Origin of the sequence: Paenibacillus sp. MCAF9, from assembly GCF_052114265.1 — a bacterium.
Classification (GTDB): domain Bacteria; phylum Bacillota; class Bacilli; order Paenibacillales; family Paenibacillaceae; genus Pristimantibacillus.
In genome coordinates, this window is the sequence record NZ_JBFREL010000042.1 from 1 (window position 1) to 22,826 (window position 22,826).

Below are 22,826 nucleotides of genomic sequence, written 5' to 3' on the forward strand. Positions count from 1 at the left end.
AGTCTTAYAGGCAGGTTACCCACGTGTTACTCACCCGTCCGCCGCTAAGTATCAGAGGTGCAAGCACCTCATCAACTCCGCTCGACTTGCATGTATTAGGCACGCCGCCAGCGTTCGTCCTGAGCCAGGATCAAACTCTCCAAATTGGTTGTTTGAMWTGCTCATTACTTTTTTATCGCTTTTTTCGCTTATCCCGAAGGATTTGCGAGGCAGTTATTACTCGTTGTTCAGTTTTCAAAGAGCAATCTTTTCTYTCKTGTCRACCGYGTATTTCGTATCGGCGACTTTTATAATATATCACGTTTGCCTATCTCTTTGCAAGTACTTTTTTTCGTTTTTCGACATTTTTTTTAAAATGTCGTTTTCGCGATTATGTATCCTGTAAAAGCGGCGAGTACTAATATATCATCTGATCCTAATATAAGTCAAGCATGTTTTCTACTTTTTATTTTAAACAAAAGAAGCGCATGCCTGCCTCTATAAACATAGGGCATGACATGCGCTTCTACTATTATAAACGGTTGAATCGTTAACTTGTTTTCACGTTATTCATATATCGAAGTTCAAGCGCACCTATATCTCCTGCTTCATTCATAACAGCAACCTCACGAATGTACTCCCGCTTCACAAGCTTTTGGAGAACAAGCGACAAATCACCATGCAATATATTTAATGTGGCGTGTGATTGCAGCTCCGCAATACTCCAAGGCTCTTCGCGGCTGCCAAGTATATTAAATAATAACGCGCAGCTTGTTTTCATTTTGCTCATAACGGAAAACTCGCAGCCAAGCATAACTAATTGTACGCGTTGCTCCAATGTTTCTGGGCTTACCGTTAGCTCTTCGTAGAGCTTATATATTCCTGGGTGAACTCGCTTCAGCTGTTTCCACACGGTTAGCTCAGGATGCCTTCCTTCTTCTATAAGAACGATATGAGCCCAATGATGCAAGGCTGTCAGCACATGACTGTATGCATCCAACAAATTACCATCCAATAGATCCTGCTTTGCTTGTAAATACGTTCTTAAGAAACCCGTAAATTCAGCAAACTGCTTTTGCTCCCGCATTGAAGCAGGAAACTGAAGCAGACGTTCACGAACACTGCTCAGATAGCCGTCGCGATCCACCAAGATCTCCCCCCGAACTAGCCACTCGATAATATTGCGGTTTTCGCCACCAGACAACCATTCACTCAATCCATTCGAATCAATCGTTCGAATCAATACCCGTTGACCCTCGATTTGGACATGCTCCGTATCATTCCGCTCAATCTCTTCATTCATTACAACAAGTACTAATGAATCTAATCCATCAGCTAAAGGATTATAAGGATATGGGTTTTCAATAACAGCCAAACCGATTAAATGAGGTTCATCTCGATAGCTGTCCGAGAAGTACGCTTTTATATGTTCCACTGGTTCCTCCATATAGCTAATCACATTTTATTACGCTATAATAATATTCTACAGTTTTATTCTTTTTCGACAGGTTGGAGGCACATTCCTGCTTACTAACTCAGAAACTGTTTCAAAATCATAAGTCATTGGTCATAGGAAGGGTATGAATACATGAATAAGTTCTTTTTCAAGTCAGCCAAAATCAATGAATTCCGTCTATGGGGACTCGTTTTCACCCTTGTTGGCATGGGAGTCATGATACTCGGAACAGCCGGCATTGTTTTTTTGGGACAAGCAGGCAAAATCATTGCTGCTATCTTCATGGTAATCGGCATGATCTCCTTGTTAATCAGCGTAGCCGTTTATTTCTGGGCTGGCATGATGTCAACAAGTGCCACAATGCTTCAGTGTCCAGAATGCTCGCGTCCAACCAAGATGCTTGGAAAAACAGATCGTTGTATGTATTGCAAAACGATACTTACGCTTGATCCTGCACAAGCAACAACTACTCCTTCTGAACAGCAAGTTTAACCTATAGTGAATATACGGTTGATTCTTTCTTAGGAAACAACCTTTATTCTACTAAGAAGGTAAAAAGCTAAGAAAACCAACTTTTGATCGCAGCATTACATAAATAAGAAACGCCTCCTCCATGTCTTCACATGTGAGGAGGCGTTTCTTATTTAACATTTATAAATGAATTATGGCCTAATCTTGAGAGAATCGTCGATCGATTTCCAAATAGCTTCCGTTTGGAACGCACGCTGCCATGTTGCTACACCCGCTAAATCATATTTACGTGCAAGCGCTACTCGAGCTTTAATGGATACTTCATCCTCAATCCATATTCGCATCAAGTTTCCGTCTTCCGTATATTCCACGTAATTCTGACCTGCTTTTGCATCAAACGCTGGCTTAAGTTTCTTTGTCGTAATAATCTCATTAACCTTCTTCATGCCTACTGCCTTTGAGGAAACGTCTATTTTACCGTCTTCCCCTTTTTTCTCAGTCCATATCCGGGTATAAAGGGGCATGCTTAAAATAATTTTACTTGCTGGTACGGCATCCTCCTGCATGATGCGAACAAGAGAACTCTCTGTCCAAGGCAGCGATGCTACCGAACCCGATTTTGGACTCGCAGCCCAGTGCTCATCGTAAGCCATGACCATCATATAATCTACAACATTGCCAAGCGCTGCACGATCAAGAAATAGCGACCACATCTCACTATTCGACTTGGGCGTTACATCCACGGAGACAACCAAGCCTTGCTCATGTAAAAGCGGAGTCAGCTCCCGAACAAATTGTACAAAGTTAGCTTTATCCGACGTGTGTACATTTTCAAAATCCAAATTAATCCCTTGCAATCCATATACTTGAGCAAAGCCGATCAGCTGCTGTATCATCGAGAACCGAGTTTCCACTGACGCTAATGCCTTTGTCGTTCGATCAGGCTCGAAGCTATTGCTGAACAGCGCCCAAATCTGCATCCCTTGCTGATGTGCCCATTTTACATATGCGGGATCAGCCTTGCCTTTTATTGTTCCTTTGTCGTCAGCAAGTTCAAACCAGGTAGGACTAACGACATTTACTCCCTGCATCGGCGCTATTTTGGCAGTATCGATTTTCCGTTGATAAACAGCTTCCCATGTCATATTAATTTTATTGCCGAGCACCTTCCAAGCAATAAAAGGAGGCTCTGACGCCTGCTCGGGCATTTTCTCGATAGAAGTAAGCTTCACATCTTTTTTATTCATAAAACCGATGATGCCTTCGCTGTTTTGGACAAGCAGCCAACCTTCCTGCTCTTTCCAAATTCTTATTGACTGTGATTGAGGAACTTTTTGAACAAAAGGCGCTCGAATAGTCGCTTCGGTTCGAATAGCTGCCCCTTTCTCAGGTGTAGCCTCAGCGAGCTGAACCATGTCTCCTGCATTCAGCAGTGTTACTGTGCCTGTCTCTTTTACGAATTCTACTTTCAGCCCATATAACTCCTCCAAAGGTTCTGCAGGAATATAGACCGTATCATTAGACGTTTCTGCAGTAATCGTTAGATCATATGGCTTTTGGTTGATAGTCGCCGTTAAAGAATCCGTCTTGAGGTGAAGCACCTTATTGGCAGTTGTCAGTATGATTGAACCTGAATCAGGCTCATATCTTATAGGCTTGTCCGCTCCTAATACCTGCTCCAGCACCGAAAGCGGCAGCTTAACTTCATCATTTTCGATAATAGCTCCTTGCTCCGCTTCAACGCCTTGAATAAATATAGGATGCTCTGACTTATAATTTGGATCTACCTTTTCGTTGTTAGGAATAAAGCGCATATATCCATACCAACAAAAGACAGCTATTACTCCTAACAAAAACAACAATATTATGCTCCGAGCACCTCGGTTGCCTTTTCGGCGTGGCGCTCGGTTGTACATCGTTTCCAAGTCATCACTCTCCTGTAATGTTAACTTCAAAATTCTATTCGACTATTAAAAAACGTGCAGATTAGCGTTGTATCGCTTCCCGGCACGTTCTTGTAGGCATAACGCCAATTATTTCGCTGATTTAGTATTGCAAGTCGAGCAAACACCGTAAATTTCCATCCGATGTCCTTCAACCACAAAACCTGTTACACGTGACGCTGCACGTTCTACCTCAAGCAGCGGTGGATAATTAAAATCGACGATTGAACCGCAATTTTTGCAAATGGCATGGTAATGATCGGATAAATCCGAATCAAACCGGCTTGAATCATCGCCATAAGTCAGCTCACGCACTAATCCAGCTTCTACAAATAAACGCAGATTGTTATATATGGTAGCTACGCTCATGCTCGGGTAAACTGGTGAGAGCGCTTTATAAATTTCATCTGCAGTCGGATGCGACATCGAGTCCATCAAGTAGCTTAATATGGCGTGACGTTGCGGGGTCATTCGGACGCCATTCATCTTCAGTTGCTCAAGTGCTAAGTTAACGCTGGCTCCCATTCCCCTCACGCCCTTCCTTAAAGTTATTAAAGCTATTGTACGTTCTTATTTAAGAGTTTGTCAATGAAAGCGCCTTTTTAGGATAGTCCAAATTGCTTAATTGCAATGCTGTTCGTAGCATTAATCTGAATCCTGAAAGTGCCGTCGCCTATAGTGCCTCTTATCGTTTTCTTGCTTACTTCAAGCGGCAAATCGGACACAATATTACCGAAAGTTACCGATCCATACATCGTAAAATGAGCATTCGCCGGTATTGCAAGCTTTACCTCTCCAACGGAGCTATCGAGATCCCAATCTCCGCTAACTTCAGCACTGCTTAGTTCAATGTTCCCATTCAGCGTATCCGCTTTAACAGAACCGCCTGCACCGTCCATTTTGATTTTCCCGTTTTTTGTTTCTGCTTCAATGTTTCCCTCAATCTGCTTGATCTCCAAACTGCCATTGAGTGTATTTGCATAAAGCTTACCTTCAATAGAATCTGCAGTAACCGTACCATTTTTTGTTTCAAGACTGGTATCACCGGTTATGCTTTTCACATTAATTCCGCCATTATTACCTTTGACGGAGATAGGACCTTTAATGTTGCTTACGGAAACAATTCCGCTATTGCTTCGGAGTTCAAGGCCGCCTGGCAGCGTCAAATTCATGACTTCAATTGAACCATTGCCTGATTCTACTTTCATCTTTAATAAAGGCTTCTGTTCCTCAGTATTCTGAGGCAGTTGTTCAGATTGACCATTTAAGCTTGCATCTGTATCCGTAGGCTGTTCAGTTGCGGACTGGTCGTTCAAATCAGCATCAGGTGTTGACTCCGGAATTTCATCGTTATTCGCATCAATACCTTCCGCTCCTAAGGATAACGGTGTTTCTGTAGGCTGTTGATTAACCTCAACCTGATCAGACAAAGACATTGGTACGGTAATGATCATATTCATTCTCGGTTTTCTGCTGCCGTTAGCGCCATAGGTTTGACCCTTCGCCTCCAACGTTACTTCAGCGCCTGGATTTATTTTGACGGTTGATTGCTCTGCGATCGCATCAGCCTCCGTTTTGCCTGGCACATCAACCCATACAGCGGTCAAAAGCTCTATTTCCTGCACGTCGCCCGATCGAATGGTTACTTGCCCATTGGGATTAACTACACGAATGAGTGAAATCGCTTCATCTAAAGGAACCTTAATGATGGTCTTCTCATAATGAAATCCTTTCTCTTCTCCAAATTCTGCTGCCCCGTTCAAATCAACATTAAATTGATCCAGCCAACGATAAGGGATATCCGCGTATTGGGTCACAACGTAAGCGGTCAACGAAATCGCAACAGCGATCATCGCGCCTCCAACATCAAATCGAAGCTTTTTTTCTATGTCTTTAAACTTTATGCTGTATAGTATGATTTCTAAACCTAGCAAAATAAAAATAACCGGCCACCATTGACCAAGCAATGAAATATCATTCCGTCCTTGAATTTGATCCCAGAGAAGCAATCCTCCTACGACCAATACCAGTGCCGCTGCTGTAAAGCGTCCCAGCTTAAACATAGTAACTCTTCCTTTCCTTGAACGTGACAGCAGCAATATTGAAGCGATTATAATAATCGGGCCAACACATAACTCCGCTAGTTCATTCATCCAGGGTAAAATCGCTTGTGGAGGCTTCACTAAAATAAGCATGACGCTTCCCGCCGCCAAAAGTAAAATACCATGTGTGCGATTCAGTGCAACGGGGTTGTTATTATCGGCATCCGCGCTTTGCAAGGAATCAAACACGCTAATAAAATAAAAAATAGGAAGCATAATACCTAAATAAACGATCAACAGCAAATGTCTGCCGCCATCTGAATCGGCTAATCGTACAATCGCCGTCAAATCCAGCCAAAAGGCCGCAATTAACAGTAAGCCTTTCGGATGCTGTCCCGTATACATATGTCCTGCTCCTGGCATAGCAAATGCGAATAATACGGTGAGAAGCCTATTTTTTATTCGTTTTATTCTGAGCTGACCCAACGTACACCCTCCAAGTGCTTTATATTATCGAGGAGCACTAACAATGCTTCTGATTTAGGCAGTGTAATATACACCTGCAGCAAAATCTGCTCGCCTTCCTCTTCACCCTCGCATTCTTCCAGCAGCATTTTTCTCATGATGATTTTCCGATCAGTCAATAGGCTATTTAATTCAAGCATAGCTTGAGATAAATTATTAGCTTTTATTTTGAGCAAGTGCTCTTTCTTTGCACTAATATACCTTTTTTCCAGCTTATTAAACGCCCATAATGTCACAAGAACCATGATCGTTGCGGTAGCTGATGCAAAATAAAAGCCTGCTCCGACTGCTAATCCAATTGCAGAAACGACCCATAGGGACGCCGCTGTCGTTAAACCCGTTATTGATTTTCCGGTAAATAAAATAGTACCTGCACCTAGAAATCCAATGCCTGTAATAACTGCGGCTGCAAGTCGCGCTGGGTCAACCCGTACGTTAGGCTCGTCGACAAATGCTGAGAAACCGTACATGGATAGCAGCATCAACAAGCAAGAACCTAAACAAACTAGAATATTCGTTCGAAGTCCAGCAGCATGATTCGACTGTTCTCGCTCGAAGCCAATAAGTCCGCCCAATAGCAAGGCAAGCAGGAGCCTTAATAAAATATGAAGTTCACTAATATACCAAGGATTATGAAGTGTACTTAGTAGCATAAACAATCCCGACCTTTCTATATTCGCTATTGTAACATAATTGTATGCAGCGTATGGAGCTTACAGGTCTTCTGTCCAGAGTGATGTACAAAAAGAAAGACGCGGTTCATCATGTTGATGAACCGCGTCTATTTGCGTGCAACTGCTCTTATTTCAAGCGCTCTACAAGCAGCTTATTCACGAGTGCAGGATTTGCTTTCCCTCTTGATTCCTTCATAACCTGACCAACAAGGAAGCCAATTGCTTTATCTTTACCTGCTCTGTAATCTTCAACAGATTGCGGATTTGCTTCAACGATCTGGTTAACGATGGCTTGAATAGCGCCTTCGTCACTGATTTGAACGAGACCCTGTTCCTCTACAATCTGCTGTGGCAACTTGCCTGAATCCAGCATCGCTTTAAATACCGTTTTGGCAATTTTACCGTTGATTGTGCCTTTCTCAAGCAAACCAATCATTTCACCTAGGCCTTGTCCAGTAATCTTTACATCGGTAATTTCTTGACCGTTGGCATTCAAATAACCAAGCAAATCACCCATGATCCAGTTCGATACGGATTTGGCATCCTTCGTGTAAGAAAGGCTCTCCTCGAAGAAATCAGCAAGCTTCTTAGATGAAGTAATGACTTCAGCATCATAGGAAGGCAAGCTGTAATCAGCCGTATATCTCGCTTTGCGCGCATCAGGCAATTCTGGAATTGTCGCACGAATGCTTTGCTTCCAGTCTTCACTAATATGAAGCTGTACTAGATCCGGGTCCGGGAAGTAGCGATAATCATGTGCTTCTTCTTTGCCGCGCATAGAGAAGGACTTACCAAGTGCATCGTCAAAACGACGCGTCTCCTGGATAACCTCACCTCCGCTATCGAGAATTTCCGCTTGGCGGAACTGCTCATACTCAAGGCCGCGCTGAACGCCGCGGAAGGAGTTCATGTTCTTAAGCTCCGCACGTGTACCAAATTCCTTTTGTCCGTATGGACGAAGGCTTATGTTTGCATCACAGCGCAAGCTGCCCTCTTCCATCTTCACATCAGAAACATCGCAATACTGCATGATGGCTTTGATTTTCTCGAGGTATGCTTTCGCTTCCTCAGGTGTACGAATATCAGGCTCTGATACGATCTCAATTAGCGGCGTACCTACACGGTTGAAATCGACAAGTGATGCATAACCGCCATCGACGTGAGTCAATTTGCCTGCATCCTCTTCAAGGTGCAGCCTCGTAATCCCAATTCGTTTGGTTTCTCCGCCCACTTCAATATCAATCCAGCCATGTTCACCAATTGGTTGATCGAATTGCGAAATCTGATACGCTTTTGGCGAATCAGGGTAAAAATAGTTTTTACGGTCAAACTTGCTGATATCTGCAATTTGACAGTTCAAAGCCATTGCCGCTTTCATTGCATATTCAACGGCTTGGCGATTCAATACCGGCAAAACGCCGGGATGTCCAAGGCATACTGGACAGGTATGGGTATTCGGCGGCGCGCCGAAAGCCGTAGAGCAGCCGCAAAAGATTTTACTGTTCGTATGCAGCTCCACATGGACTTCCAGCCCGACAACCGTCTCGTATTTGTTCGGTTCAGACATTCGTATCGATCCCTTCGTAAACGTATATAGGTCCGCTTATAGCTGCGGACGTTGTTTATGATGCTCTGTATGCTGCTCGAACGCATGAGCGGCGCGCAGCACCGTCGATTCGTCGAACGCTTTCCCGATAATTTGCAAGCCAATCGGCAAGCCATCTGCCGTTCCACAAGGAACGCTAATGGCAGGAACGCCAGCCAAGCTTACCGGTATCGTACAGATATCGTTTAAATACATCGTTAATGGATCTCCAACTTGCTCTCCGATTCTGAACGCAGGTGTCGGAGCCGTAGGTCCGATGATGAGATCATATTGGCTGAACACTTGGTCAAAGTCCTGCTTGATAAGTGTACGCACCTTCTGAGCTTTCAAATAATATGCGTCATAATAGCCAGAGCTTAGAGCATAGGTTCCAAGCATAATCCGGCGTTTTACTTCAGCGCCAAATCCTTCGCTGCGGGATTTCTTATACAAATCAATGAGATTTTTAGGATCTTCCGCACGTACGCCGTAACGTACGCCGTCGAAACGAGCTAGATTTGACGATGCTTCCGAGGAAGCAAGCAAATAGTAAGTAGCGATTGCATACTCCGTATGCGGAAGTGAAACCTCTTCCCAAGTCGCGCCCAGTGATTCGTACACTGCCAGCGCTTTAAGTACCGCTTCTTTCACACGCGGATCAATACCAGCTCCTAGGTATTCTTTAGGCACACCGATACGCAGACCTTTTACATCGCCTGTAAGAGCTGCTGTGTAATCTGGAATATCCACATTCGCTGATGTAGAGTCGCTTGTGTCGTAACCAGCAATGGCTTGCAGCACAAATGCGGAATCTTCAACATTTTTGGTAAGCGGACCGATTTGGTCCAAAGAAGATGCAAAAGCAACAAGTCCAAAGCGTGATACTAGGCCATATGTTGGTTTGAGGCCAACGATACCGCAATAAGCAGCTGGCTGACGAATCGAGCCGCCAGTGTCGGAGCCAAGCGAGAAATAAACTTGTCCAGCAGCAACCGAAGCTGCGGATCCGCCGCTTGAGCCGCCTGGAACATAATCCGTATTCCATGGATTGCGAGTTGGATAGAAGCTGGAGTTCTCGTTGGAACCGCCCATCGCAAATTCATCCATGTTCAGCTTGCCAATCGTTACCGACTGAGCTACTTTCAGCTTGCGAACAACAGTGGCATCATAAATAGGATTGTAATTGCTTAAGAACTGACTCGCACAAGTGGTCAGTAGACCTTCAGTCACAATATTATCCTTAACACCCGCCGGCAATCCAAACAATAAACCTTGGTCGCCGCCTTCTTGCAATTGCTTGTCCAGCTCGGAAGCCTGCAAGCGTGCATTCTCTTCATTTAATGTGATAAAAGCCTTAATAGCAGGCTCAGTTTCCGCAATTCTCGCAAATGATGCGCTAACCAGCTCAGAAACAGACAGTTCCTTATTGTTAAGCTTGTTATGTACATCCTGCAGGCGCAAATCAAACAGTGCCAACAGTAGTTCCTCCCTTCAAATTAAACCCATTCGTATTATTCAAGCACCGCAGGTACTTTAAATTGTCCATCTTCTTCATCAGGCGCATTTAGCAAAACCTTCTCGATCGGCAGCGACGGGCGTTTCTCATCCGCGCGCGTTACATTCGTTATAGGGAGCACATGGCTGGTTGGCTCAACATTTTCCGTGTCCAAGCCTTCTAGCTTTTCCGCATATTTCAAAATCGCATTGAGCTGCTCCGTAAACTGATCCTTCTCCGAATCGGATAGCTCTAACCGAGCAAGTCTTGCTACATGGTCTACATCCTTAGGTGAAATGCTCATCAGGTATTCTTCCTTTCCTATTCCTGTAATCATTCTTCCTATTATATCGCACATACAGGGAGAACATCAATGTAAACGGCAAATCACTTCTTAATTTCCACATAAAAGGAACTGGATCTAAAGCAGAAGAGTTGGGCGTAAAAGCTATCGTTTATCAAACAAACAAAAGCAGCCTACTCTCACAACTTAAGCTGTTGTGAGGCAGGCTGCTTTTTAGTTTTAGAGAATCAGGTTCTTACTGAAATGCTCTAGATGACCGTTAGCATTATTGCTCTTTAATCTCATGGTCGATGCTCGCAGTCTGAATATCTTCATACGCCCAGTGCTTCTGCGAAACGTCACTCCATTGTTGATCTGCTCCTGCTAGAGGAGATCTGCCCTGCTGTCTATTGAATATGACAACAGCCTCTGCTCTCGTAAGAACGCGGTTTGGCGCAAATGTACCATCCTTATACCCGTTGAAAATTCCTGCTGCAGTCCCCTGATCAATGGCCGTTTGTGCCCAGTGCCCATTAATGTCAGAGAAGCTTTTGCCGCCGGTTTCAATATGCTCCATCAATCGATTAATAATAACAGCCATTTCCGCACGAGTGATCGTCTGATTTGGTTTGAAGCTGCCATCTGGATAACCAACCATTAAACCCAATTTGGTTATGATTGCAATATATTTTGCAGCCCAATGCTCAGCATCAACGCCCGTGCTGCTCACGGAAGATAATTCAGCTTCCTTGCCCAGTATGCGAACAAGTATCGCTGCCATTTCAGCACGTGTAATCCCTTTCTCTGGTTTAAAGCTTCCGTCCTGATGACCAATAATATAAGCTTTGACTTCTTTGTGTTCTGGAACTTCAACCGGATCAGGCTTATCAGGCTTTGGCGTCACGTTGCCGCCCGAGTTGTTGCCTGAATAACTGGATCTCGTTGGATCGAGCGGATAATAATCATCCTTATCATTGACACCATCTCTGTCCGTGTCTGGATCTTTTGAATTCGTTCCAATTGCTTTTTCTTGCTCATCCGTCAAACCGTCGTTGTCATCGTCTGGATCAGTCGAATCTGGAATACCGTCTYCGTCTGTATCTAGCTCACCGTTTACTTTGCCCGGCTTAGACGCATCCGTTGGGAATGGATCATCTTTATCGTTGATTCCATCCTTGTCAGTATCAGGATCTTTTGGATTTGTACCTATTTTCGCTTCTTGCTCATCCGTCAAACCGTCGTTGTCGTCGTCTGGATCAGTCGAATCTGGAATGCCATCTCCATCTGTGTCCAGCTCACCGTTTACTGTACCCGGCTTAGAAGCATCCGTTGGGAATGGATCGTCCTTGTCGTTGATTCCATCCTTGTCGGTGTCAGGATCTTTTGGATTTGTACCCAGTTTTACCTCTTGCTCATCCGTCAAACCGTCGTTGTCATCGTCTGGATCAGTCGAATCTGGAATACCGTCTTCGTCTGTATCTAGCTCACCGTTTACTTTGCCCGGCTTAGACGCATCCGTTGGGAATGGATCATCTTTATCGTTGATTCCATCCTTGTCAGTATCAGGATCTTTTGGATTTGTACCTATTTTCGCTTCTTGCTCATCCGTCAAACCGTCGTTGTCGTCATCTGGATCAGTCGAATCTGGAATGCCATCTCCGTCTGTATCCAGCTCACCGTTTACTGTACCCGGCTTAGCTGCATCCGCTGGGAATGGATCGTCCTTGTCGTTAATTCCATCCTTGTCGGTGTCAGGATCTTTTGGATTCGTTCCTATTTTCGCTTCTTGTTCATCCGTCAATCCATCGTTATCATCGTCTGGATCAGTCGAGTCTGGAATGCCATCTCCGTCTGTGTCCAACTCACCATTTACTGTACCCGGCTTAGAAGCATCCGTTGGGAATGGATCGTCCTTGTCGTTGATTCCATCCTTGTCGGTGTCTGGATCTTTTGGGTTTGTACCTAGTTTAATTTCTTGCTCATCCGTCAAACCGTCGTTGTCATCGTCTGGATCAGTCGAATCTGGTATGCCATCTCCGTCTGTGTCCAGCTCACCGTTTACTGTACCCGGCTTAGAAGCATCCGTTGGGAATGGATCATCTTTATCGTTGATTCCATCCTTGTCGGTATCAGGATCTTTTGGATTTGTACCTATTTTCGCTTCTTGCTCATCCGTCAAACCGTCGTTGTCATCGTCTGGATCAATGGAGTCTGGAATACCATCTCCGTCTGTATCCAGTTCCAAATCTGACTCCGTGGTAAAGGTCCATACTAATTTATCAGAAATACCCGCATAGCTGTTTCCGTCTTTATCCTTCAAAGCTCCAGCTGCAATTAGGACGTAATATTCTGTACCTGGCTCCAAATATTCGACCTTAGGACCATTGCCAGGTTGCGGGAGGATTGGAGGATTGATCGTTACCGTATTTCCCGATATCTCGACTCCCATTTCTCCGATACTCACTTTATGCACAACGCTATTGTCAGACTTCTTTCTAATTTCAAAGCTCTTGCCGTTTACTCCCTGAACATTTGTGCTAAACGTCAGTTTTAGAGCTGTACTCTGAGAAACACTATTTGTCCCTCCTGCAGGTGAGTATGCTGTAACCTTCAGTTCGTTTTTTTCCGGAGCAGCGCCTGTAGTGAAGTTCCAAGTTGTCTTGTCTGCAATACCTGCGTATTGTGCACTGCTGGTCGTGCTTTTCAGTGCTCCCGCTTCTATTTGAACATAGTAAGCAGTATTGTATTCCAAATAATTCCCTGGAACATCCGATACCATTAGGTAAGGATTTATCTTTACTTTATTACCAGATACACTTACATCGCTAATGCTGCTAATTTCAAAAGTATGAGCAATGCTGTCATCAGATTGCTTCTTGATAAAAATCTTTTTACCCGGAATCACTTGTACATTCTCGCTAAAAGTTAGCAACAAATCGGAGTTAGTGGCCACTGCTGAAGCATCATCAATAGGAGATAATGCCGTGACAGTTAGTGGCGAAACACTCTTTGCTGTCTTGAAGCTCCAGATCGTCTTACCTGTAATGCCCTTATACGTATTGCCTGCCTTGTCCTTAAAGGCTCCATCATCAATCAGAATGTAATAACCCGTGTCGTTAGCTAAACTAGTTGACAATTTAATGGTTGCCTTAGTTCCTGCTAGTGTCAATTTTGCAGTATCGTTAGCCGCAATGGTTTCAACAACACTATCATCACTTGCTTTGCGGATGCTAATGTTTTTGCCTGCCATCGCTTCCACGATCTCACTGAAAGTCAGCTGTAAGCTAGCATCAACCGCCACATCAAGCGCATTATTAGCTGGTGTATATCCAATAGCTGTCGGCGCTGTTGTGTCTGGTGCAGCTTCTGTTTTGAAGAACCATATCTTCCCCGGCTCACCCATATACATTACGTTTTCGTTCATCAACTGAATGAATTGGAACATGCCATCAAAATCATTATTGTATATGTCCTGAAACGCACCTTTATCCATGAGGATATAATAATAGGTGTTGTTTTTCATGTTTTTCGTTGGATTAATGGTAACTTTGTTCCCAGAAATCGTTATTTTGCTCGTATCTGATGAAGTTATTTCTTCAAGTAAAATTGGAGCACTTGGATTTGTTCCATCCGGTGTGGCTCTGCCCGGTTCAAAAATCTTTATTTTTTTGCCTGTTCCAGCCTTCACATTTTCGTTGAACGTTAATGTCATGTCCGTACTGACGGAAACATCCACAGCTGCTTTTGCGGGTACAAATGTTGTCACCACCGGGCCGGTTGTATCTGCTGCCTTACCCGTTTTGAAATGCCATGATTCGGTATAAGTATCCTGTACTTGACCATCATGGATTTCAACATCAGCGGTTAATCCAGCATAGCCATTTCCTGCAATATCCGTAAAAGTAGATGGTTCAATCTTCACAAAATAAGTCGTCTGATATTCCAGATCCGCTGCTGGATTAATTGTTGCTACATTATCCAAGACTGTTACCTTTGTCGAATCACCTGCATCAATTGATTCTACTAACGTTGCATCGCTTATTAAGATCGGGTATTGAGGTCCATTAATCATTGATAATTCCCGAGGCTTCCAAAGCGTTATCTTTTTACCCGCCAATGCCTTTACTTTCTCATCAAACATTAATTTAAGATTAGTATCCACACTAACAGTCTGTGCATCCTTAACAGGAGTTAGCGCTGTCACAACAGGTGCTTTGTTATCTGCTGGCTCGGATGGTTCAGAGGGTTCAGCATCCAATGCAACAGCAACAGGAACCATGAAGGTTCCGACCATAAAAGGACCATCACTCAACCCAATAGTCTTGATGACCTCGTTAGTGGCTGTATCAATTACACTCATATCACTCGAAAGATAATTAATCGTATAAGCATGAAGGCCATCTCTTGAAAGACCAATTACGTAAGGCATTTGACCAACATTAATGGTAGCTTCAACATTGAGCGTTTCTGTATTAACCACTGATACAGAGTTGCTATCCACATTTGCTACATATACCTTACTGCCATCGGGACTAACTTCTGTTGAAGCTGGAGCCGTGCCCACGTTTACGTCTGCTTCCTTTGTTCCTGTTGCCACATCGATTTTTGAGATTGTTCCAGACTCATGATTAGCTATATAAATTTTGGTGCCTAATGGATTAGCCGAAAGTCCAAAAGGACTTTTCCCTACAGGGATATCCATAATTATCTCATCGCTTAAGATATCAATAACCGAGACTTTACCAGACTCCCTTCCGGTAACATAAAGCTTATCTCTGATCACAGCCATAGCAACGGGCTTACCTGATACTGATATTTCTTTATTGACTTCAAGAGATTTTGTATTAATTACTGAAAGTGTATTACCTTCGTGATTTGCCACATAGGCCTTAGTCCCTTCCTTATTAAAAGCAACACCTTGTGGATCATGCCCGACCTGAATCGTTTTGATTACCTTATCATCATCCGTAGGATCAATAATTGTAACCGTATTATCCCCCCTGTTGGTTACAAACACCTGTTTCTGATTCGGGTTGATAGCAGCGCTGTTAGCGTATTTTCCTGCCTTAATTTTCTTCTTTTCCACCGTCAGATCTGTCAGATTTACAACATCAACTGTTCCATGAGTAAAGCTAGTAATATACGCTTTATTAAATGTTGCAGTTGTGTCAGTTCCAGCCGCATTTACCTTTCTCCCATCCTCAATAAACAATGACGAGCATAGGTTGACCATCAGCGCGAATAGAATCATACTGATTATCTTCTTGGACCTTACTAAACTAAGCATATTTTTGACCTCTCTCCCACCGTGTGATTGGCTATTACCATGTTTGGAAGAATCTTAACAATCGAAACTCAACAAAATCTCACAATTCGTCACAACATGTCGAAAAAACAAATAAGAACAGAGGACATTCCTCTGCTCTAATTGTTTATAACTATATTTTTAATGAATCTAGAACGAAGATAACCTGCTCTTCATATCCAAAGACGGCTCTATTCCAAGCTCTTCGCGGCAAGCCCTCTCATATTTCGTATATAGTCGAAGCATCTTCTCCCTGTTCCCTTGTTTCTCATAAATATYGATCATAAGCTGATTCATCTCTTCATGAAGCGGATAAACAGCCAAATATTTGTCGAGGCGCTGTTCCGCTTGATTCCAGTCATTCGATAATAAATCATCTTCGACTAGCTTTCTGGTCATCATGGAGTATTGTTTAAAATAAGCTTCCTCCAGTGAGATTTTCCATAGATAGGTTTTCCCGTCCAGTAGCGGCCCTTGATACAATGCACATAGATACTCCATTTGCTCCCTATCCAGCTTACCCTCGGTAAAAGATACATTTGAGCGTTGGAACGCTAGCGCATCATACATTTGGTTTCCCGTTTCCATCATGTAGCCATCATTCATTTTACGGATGCTCATGCCGAGATCATTTTCTTTCAATATTTTCTTCATAAGATAAATTGTATTGTATAGATTGGAAGAGCTTCTCTCCTCCGGCATATCCGGCCACAATAAATCCATTACCTGCCATTTGCTAATATTGCGTCCCGAATGACACAAAAAATAGGCAAACAGCTCCTCTGCCCTGCGTGTCCGAAAATGTACAGGAACCCCTTCCGAATTGCGGACCTCGAACCCACCAAAACATTGGATCATAGATAGGTCCTTTTGAGGGATGACCATCATAGTTGAGCGCTGCCGATTAACTAGACGTTCCGTCACCCGTTCAATTGTTGAAGGTGTTACCGGCTTTAAAATATAATCAATCGCTTCTACCCCAAACGCGTCCAGAGCATAGTTCTTGTAAGCTGTTGTAAAAACAATCTCCGTCTGCACTGTTAACGCTCGTACTTTCCGTGAAAGCTCAAGCCCATTCATCTTAGGCATCTCCACATCTATGAAAGCTACGTCGGGCTTAATGTCTTCCATTTTCTCTAGCGCTTCAATAGGATTAGTGAAAGCTCCCACAATAGTGTAATTAGTATTCCGTCCTAAAATAACCTTCATTAATTCCAAAATCGGCTTCTCATCTTCTATAATGACAGCCCGAAACATAATCTTCACCCCTTTAATCCTTCATCCAAAATATCGTCCAAGTGTTGAGTCATGATTATTCACCCTACGATACCATAAGGCAAATACATCGTTATCTTTGTTCCGCTCCCTAGCTCTGAATGAACAGTGAATGCAGCACCAGAAATGGCCTCTAGCCGCTTTCGAATATTAGCGATGGCAATGCCCCCATCCCGCTTCTCTCCGCTCGTTATTTGACTAAGCAGAATATCCGGCATTCCAACACCATCGTCCTCGACGGTTACTTGTATATAGCCATGTCCTTCATTAATCTTTAATGAAACAGTGCCCTCTCCCTCTTTATCAAATAACCCGTGACGGATCGCATTTTCAACAAATGGCTGTATGCATAAAGAAGGAATCTCTACATCTTGAAGACCTTCATCTACATGAGAGATAAAAGTAAACCGCTCTCCAAACCTAGCTTTTTCGATCTCAACATAGGCATGAATCAATTCAAGCTCACGGTCTAGAGGAACGACTAAATTAGATCGATCCGTATCTAGAATGTAGCGTATATATTGACTAAGCATCGACAGTAAATAGGCTGCTTTTTCTCCATCTGTATAACAGAAGGAAATAACGCTGCTTAACGCGTTGAACAAAAAATGAGGCTTAATCTGAGCCTGATGAAAAGCTAGCTCATTTTGAATGGCCTCCTGAATAGAGGTTTTCATTGCAATCAAGGTTTGGATTCTAGCAAGCAGCGTCTCACCATCAAATGGCTTTGTTATATAATCATTAGCACCTGCCCTGAAACCTAACGCAATATCTGCAGGCGTGTCCTTAACAGTCGCGAAGAGAATGGGCAAATCTAGAATAGAATAGCGGCCTCGCAGTGTACGGCATAGTTCAATACCAGAAGTACCTGGCATCATAACATCTAAAATAACAAGATCCACATGAGGATGCTCGTCCATCTTGAACATCGCTTCTTTAGCCGAAAATGCTGTAATCACATTGTATCGATGCTGCTTTAAGATATGCAATAAGCTATAAATATTGGAGGCCTCGTCATCCACGATTAAAATGGTATGATCATGATAGCCTATAACGTCGAGCGAGGCGTGATCAGCAGTCACTCGCTGCACCATTTCGTTTTCTGAGGATGCCGAAGCTTCCCGATAGCCTTGAATGTCTAAAGCCCTAGGCAATGTAAAGAGCATACGAGTTCCTTCACCGATTTCGGACCAATCCACTCGAATTTCGCCGTCCATTCGCTCAACCAGCTTGCGGCTAATGTACAGACCGACTCCCATTCCCATATAACCATCCGTCGGAAGGGTTTCTTCCAACTGCTCAAAATATTCGAAAACCTTCAAAAATTTATTGCTCGGAATCCCTTTTCCCGTATCCTCAACAGTGATAGCTACCCTATTGTCTATCAGGCTCGAATTAACCCTTATCCAGCCGTTCTCTGTATGCCTGATTGCGTTATAAATGAGATTATAGAGCACCTGTCTAAGTCTGCTTTCGTCTGCAACTACCCATATATCCACTTCCACCTGATTGTCTAATCGCACCGACTTCCCAGCTAGCTCGAATTGCAGCACATCAAATACGATCTGGACGGCTACTCGCAAATCCACCACTGTCATATGCAGCCTTAATTCTCCATGCTTCAAACGGCTTACATCAATTAAGTCATGAATTAACATAGATAGTTTAGTGGAAGTATCCTTGATCAACCAAAGATTTTGTTTTTGCTTTAGCTGCAAATTATGATCCTCATCCTTAAGCAAATGAGCTGTCATGTTCATAATACCGTGCAAAGGTGTTTTGATCTCGTGAGAGGTACTCATTAAAAATTCATCCTTCAATTGATTGGAAACGAGCAATTGACGGGAGAGTATTTCAGCTTTCTCATAGGCATTCGAAAATCTTACAGCAAGCAAAATATTTATAATGACAATAAATCCGATAATACCGAATGTTCCCACTAAATTAGTGTCTACGACATTCGTCGAGTAGAGACCATCATAAAGGAGAAATACCATCAAAGAAACACCGCTCCCAATGAACAGAAGCCATTCTTTCCCTTCAGACGAAGTACTCTCACTGCGTATGTAAAATACAGCCATTTTCAAAATAATATAGGAGACCAACAGCCCTAAATAATATAAAGTTAAACCTTTTACATTAATGTGAACGCTGTACGGCAGCAGCAAAACAGCAGCAATATAAAGGATAAATGGCGTTTGAAACAGCTTTAAGTTTCTCCGCGACAATAGACTAGCATCAAATGAACAAAAAAATATAATAATGACCATAGCACTTAAAACTTGGCTCAAATCAAGCAGCTTATAAGTGATGTCGAATGGAATGTTAGGAAGCAGCTGTTGAAATATTTTTTCACCATTCAGTGAACGCTCTAAAGACAAGATTAGCAGGTACAATCCGCTAAGCAAGTAAGCTTTATTCCTCCGCCCAAGATAATAAAAGATAAGATGATACGCCCCGAACATACCCATAATCAAAACAAGTCCAATTCCTATACCTAGCTGTCTGCCATTCATCTTGCTAATATCGTAATCCAATCCGAACGAAATCGAATTGACGATTCCCCCGGTGACAAACTCATAATTGGATACCTGAACGACAAGCTCAACTTCCTTCATTTCCGTTTGAAAAAAAGCGCTAGAAGGCGTGTTTCCAGGCTTGTTCAATTTTTTACTCGAGGATGGCTGTCCACTTTCACTTTCCAATTTGCCATTAATAAATAGCCGATGAGCCATCCGGATACTTCTTGTTTTCAGACCCAAACCTTCCTTTTCATCTTGGAGCAGAACCTTAAGGCGATACGTCCCAAAGCCTTTTCGAGCCATACCTCCTTCAGCGTTTTTCCCTGTCCAAGTAGCAGGTACAGATAAATAAGAAATTTCCGAATTATTTTGGTGAAAATCGGCAGGCGTAAGCAGCTGTCCTTCGTAAAATTCCCATTCACCATCAAGAAAGACAGGGCCATCCTGCTCGAGGTTCCAATTAGACAAATCCAGCACTCCACGCTTCGCTTGCGGCAAGTCCCGGTTAGATTGCGTTAATATCTGCAGGCTGGCTGTCAATAAGATTGTAATGAGTAGAAATACTGCTATTTTGATCAATCTTTTAACGCTATCTCTGTGCAATGCAGTAGCCCCTTCCACCGTTCATAACATTTCGTCCATTTTATCACCTCAAGCTCACATAAATCTCTATAATTCTATGAACAAAAAAAGACTGCTCCGCGGTCACAAAAGTGACTACAGAACAGTCAATGCTCAAAGCTATTCTTTTTAAATCCAAGCCTTTAAATTAACCTGACGAATAAAGTCCGCTGGGCTAAGCGTCTCCGTAGCCGTACTCTCTGGCTCCGCTTCCGCTTCTACTTCGCCGTTCATAATTCGTTTAAACAATTCTTCATTATGTGTAGCAAGAGCAAAATCAATTAAAGCCTCACGTTCAATGCGGTCAACCTCATCTTGAATGAGTACCTCTTCAAGTTCTACATCTTCATCAGGAATAAGGAAATTACGATTCGCAGAGGGTACTCTGAGCACATAATCAAATACATTATCCGCATTGCGGTCGTAAGCTATAATATAACCATGTTCCCCGATGGGCAGGTTTTGTTCATATTGGTCAGCCACAATGACGACCTTTGTGCCTAGCTGTAGCATCGTCCTCAACTCCTGTTTCTTCGCCGCTGATTCTTTCACTACTATCCTACTAAAAAATGATAGCGGTGTCCAATCGAAGAGAGTTGATAGACGGAATAATTACATTATTCAACAGCTGAACTTCTGCGAAGAACAGTTGTTGATAAGCTAATAGACGCTGCAATACATAATATCGTAATCAGAATCGACCACCCGAATCGACTATTATTTTCTATACCTGATACCGCGGCTTGATAGGCAAAACCGCTTAATGCGCCTGGACTCCACCCCAGTGCCTTAGGAAACAGCCCCGTCAAAATGGATAAGATGACAGCTCCCCCTAATGCCGAGAACGCCGCAGCCGCCGGACTCCGAAGCAGCGAGCTGAAAAGGAGCGTAATCGTTGCTACAAAGGTGAGCCATAAACCGTAGATAAGCAGGCTGTTAAACACCTTATCCATTGGAGCATCGCCGATCAACAAGTCTGTATAGTACCAAGAAGCAAGATATCCCGCTATAAATGAACCCCAGGTAAGCAAAACGATAGCGGTCCATTTGGAGCAGATGTAGGATAATACCGAAATCGGCTTTACAAGAATAAGTGATGCTGAGCCGTTGATACGCTCACCTGACACCGTCCCCATACAAACGAGTACGAGAACAAGAACCCCTAGTGTGCCAAATTGCTGCAGTGTTTGTGCAAGAACCTCAGTACCAAGCGGCGTAGGAATTTCGATAACCGTTCCCTCCGGCAAACTTCCTGCCTTCTCCAATATGACCGGCATGAAATAGGTTGATACCGGCTGCATAATACCGAGCAATATAAATACTAATGGCACCCATAGCAGCTTAAAGCTTCGCATAAGTTCGAGAAGCTCCTTTTGAACCATAACCATGTATCGAGTAAAGCTTGACGATCCAGCTGAAGGAACAGTAACTGTCTGTAAACGACTCATTTCTTTTGTACTCATGCAGTCACCACCCTCATAAATAAATCCTCCAATGATGAATGACCAATCACCAATTTGCTTACCTTAATTTGTTCTCTCGTCAATTCTTCAAGCAAACTCCGTCTAGCTGCATCCACTTCGTTTACAGTAAATCGTGCAATGCCATTGTACAATTGAACATCTTGAAAGAGACTAGTTTTGCTGCTATTCGTAAGGGCCGGCTGGATACGCTCTACATAGGAGGATAACCAGCGTTCTGAATTTGCATCACGTTCAATCTGAAGCTCAATGATCGGTTTACGATGCTCATTGCGAATCTGCTCAATCGCTCCTTGCAGCGCAACTTTCCCATTCCGAATAATAATGACATCATCACACAGTTCCTCGGCATCATGCAGAACATGAGTCGAAAAAAGCACCGTCATCTCCCGCTTCAGCTCACGCAGCAATTCAAGCACCTCTCTGCGTCCAATCGGATCAAGCGCTGAAACCGGCTCATCCATAACAAGCAGCTTAGGCTGATGGACAAGCGCTTGAGCCAGACCTAAGCGCTGCTTCATGCCTCCCGAATAGGAGCCTATTCTCCGCTTCGCAGCAGAGGAAATCCCGACACGCTCCAGCAACGCTTTGGCTCGTTTTTTGGCCTCTGCAGCGCTGAGACCGCATAATCTCCCTGCATATATCACATATTCCGTTCCAGTCATCCAATTATAGAACGAAGGTGATTGCGGCAAGTATCCAATCAACTCACGATGATTGCCTGCTTGAGCAGATCCCATAAAATCCATTTGTCCTGCCGTCTGCTTAAGCAGACCTGTAATCATCTTAATTGTTGTCGTTTTCCCTGCTCCGTTCGGTCCTAGAAGGGCAACACAGTGGCCTGTCGCAATCGAAAAATCGATTCCAGCCACTGCATCAACTGTACCAAACGTTTTTGTGAGTCCCTTCACCTGAAGCAATGCGCTCATCTTTCATTCCTCCTTCCAGCAATAAAGAAGGCGATCGGGCCAAAAATATTTACAAATATAATAATTAAAACCCACATGAGCTTAGGACCGCGTGTGCTCTCCGCCTTAGCGCACAATACCAATGCAATCACCATTAATATCAATTGAATAACGATTATTGGTGCAATGATAGGTAATATTTCCGACAATTCGATTTGATTATTCATTATAAAGCCCCCCTAGTTCGATTTAAAAATGATC

16 protein-coding genes and 1 rRNA gene are annotated in these 22,826 nt (G+C 43.4%); 1 reads left to right on the top strand and 16 read right to left on the bottom strand.

Going from position 1 to position 22,826, the window contains the following annotated elements:
* Both AB4Z45_RS30575 and AB4Z45_RS30580 read right to left on the bottom strand, forming a co-directional pair.
* A 16S ribosomal RNA gene (locus AB4Z45_RS30575) occupies nt 1-146 on the bottom strand; the annotation flags it as partial.
* A gap of 383 nt (nt 147-529) precedes the next feature.
* On the bottom strand, nt 530-1,414 hold the full coding sequence (locus AB4Z45_RS30580; RefSeq protein ID WP_441913193.1) for a nucleotidyltransferase-like protein: 885 nt from the start codon (nt 1,412-1,414) through the stop codon (nt 530-532).
* Nucleotides 1,415-1,567: 153 nt separating this feature from the next.
* On the opposite strand from AB4Z45_RS30580, the gene AB4Z45_RS30585 reads away from it, so the two are divergent.
* Nucleotides 1,568-1,927 (top strand): YgzB family protein, encoded by a 360-nt coding sequence (locus tag AB4Z45_RS30585; protein WP_339207446.1) that lies wholly within the window; start codon nt 1,568-1,570, stop codon nt 1,925-1,927.
* Between the two features lie 170 nt (nt 1,928-2,097).
* Here AB4Z45_RS30585 and AB4Z45_RS30590 read toward each other — a convergent pair whose 3' ends face one another.
* From AB4Z45_RS30590 to AB4Z45_RS30655, 14 genes are all read right to left on the bottom strand, one after another.
* Nucleotides 2,098-3,822, bottom strand: coding sequence for a glycosyl hydrolase family 18 protein (locus tag AB4Z45_RS30590; protein WP_441913239.1), 1,725 nt, complete (start codon nt 3,820-3,822; stop codon nt 2,098-2,100).
* Nucleotides 3,823-3,939: 117 nt separating this feature from the next.
* Nucleotides 3,940-4,374 (bottom strand): peroxide-responsive transcriptional repressor PerR, encoded by a 435-nt coding sequence (gene perR / locus AB4Z45_RS30595; RefSeq protein ID WP_076271893.1) that lies wholly within the window; start codon nt 4,372-4,374, stop codon nt 3,940-3,942.
* A gap of 77 nt (nt 4,375-4,451) precedes the next feature.
* On the bottom strand, nt 4,452-6,377 hold the full coding sequence (locus AB4Z45_RS30600) for a DUF4097 family beta strand repeat-containing protein (RefSeq protein ID WP_441913196.1): 1,926 nt from the start codon (nt 6,375-6,377) through the stop codon (nt 4,452-4,454).
* A complete protein-coding gene (locus tag AB4Z45_RS30605; protein WP_076271891.1) occupies nt 6,359-7,069 on the bottom strand; it encodes an MgtC/SapB family protein in 711 nt (236 codons plus the stop codon). The genes AB4Z45_RS30600 and AB4Z45_RS30605 overlap by 19 nt, the downstream gene beginning before the upstream one ends.
* A 148-nt stretch (nt 7,070-7,217) precedes the next feature.
* Nucleotides 7,218-8,657: an Asp-tRNA(Asn)/Glu-tRNA(Gln) amidotransferase subunit GatB gene (gene gatB, locus AB4Z45_RS30610; protein WP_339207443.1), complete on the bottom strand. Its 1,440-nt coding sequence runs from the start codon at nt 8,655-8,657 to the stop codon at nt 7,218-7,220.
* A 36-nt stretch (nt 8,658-8,693) separates the two neighbouring features.
* Nucleotides 8,694-10,151, bottom strand: coding sequence for an Asp-tRNA(Asn)/Glu-tRNA(Gln) amidotransferase subunit GatA (gatA, locus tag AB4Z45_RS30615; protein WP_441913198.1), 1,458 nt, complete (start codon nt 10,149-10,151; stop codon nt 8,694-8,696).
* A gap of 35 nt (nt 10,152-10,186) precedes the next feature.
* Nucleotides 10,187-10,474 (bottom strand): Asp-tRNA(Asn)/Glu-tRNA(Gln) amidotransferase subunit GatC, encoded by a 288-nt coding sequence (gene gatC / locus AB4Z45_RS30620; protein ID WP_076271888.1) that lies wholly within the window; start codon nt 10,472-10,474, stop codon nt 10,187-10,189.
* Between the two features lie 265 nt (nt 10,475-10,739).
* Nucleotides 10,740-15,704 carry an Ig-like domain-containing protein gene (locus AB4Z45_RS30625; protein WP_441913200.1) on the bottom strand — a complete coding sequence of 1,655 codons (4,965 nt, stop codon included), beginning with the start codon at nt 15,702-15,704 and terminating at the stop codon, nt 10,740-10,742.
* 204 nt (nt 15,705-15,908) lie between these two features.
* A complete protein-coding gene (locus AB4Z45_RS30630; RefSeq protein ID WP_441913241.1) occupies nt 15,909-17,015 on the bottom strand; it encodes a response regulator in 1,107 nt (368 codons plus the stop codon).
* A gap of 59 nt (nt 17,016-17,074) precedes the next feature.
* The gene (locus tag AB4Z45_RS30635) at nt 17,075-20,158 is read right to left on the bottom strand and encodes an ATP-binding protein (RefSeq protein ID WP_441913202.1); all 3,084 of its coding nucleotides are present in this window, start codon (nt 20,156-20,158) and stop codon (nt 17,075-17,077) included.
* Between the two features lie 147 nt (nt 20,159-20,305).
* On the bottom strand, nt 20,306-20,689 hold the full coding sequence (locus AB4Z45_RS30640; protein ID WP_441913204.1) for an ATPase: 384 nt from the start codon (nt 20,687-20,689) through the stop codon (nt 20,306-20,308).
* 104 nt (nt 20,690-20,793) lie between these two features.
* The gene (locus AB4Z45_RS30645; protein ID WP_441913206.1) at nt 20,794-21,639 is read right to left on the bottom strand and encodes an ABC transporter permease; all 846 of its coding nucleotides are present in this window, start codon (nt 21,637-21,639) and stop codon (nt 20,794-20,796) included.
* On the bottom strand, nt 21,636-22,586 hold the full coding sequence (locus AB4Z45_RS30650; protein WP_441913208.1) for an ATP-binding cassette domain-containing protein: 951 nt from the start codon (nt 22,584-22,586) through the stop codon (nt 21,636-21,638). Before AB4Z45_RS30650 ends, AB4Z45_RS30645 begins: the two co-directional genes overlap by 4 nt.
* Entirely contained in the window at nt 22,583-22,792 is a 210-nt protein-coding gene (locus AB4Z45_RS30655; RefSeq protein ID WP_441913210.1) for a PLD nuclease N-terminal domain-containing protein, read from the bottom strand. Before AB4Z45_RS30655 ends, AB4Z45_RS30650 begins: the two co-directional genes overlap by 4 nt.
* Between the last annotated feature and the right edge of the window lie 34 nt (nt 22,793-22,826).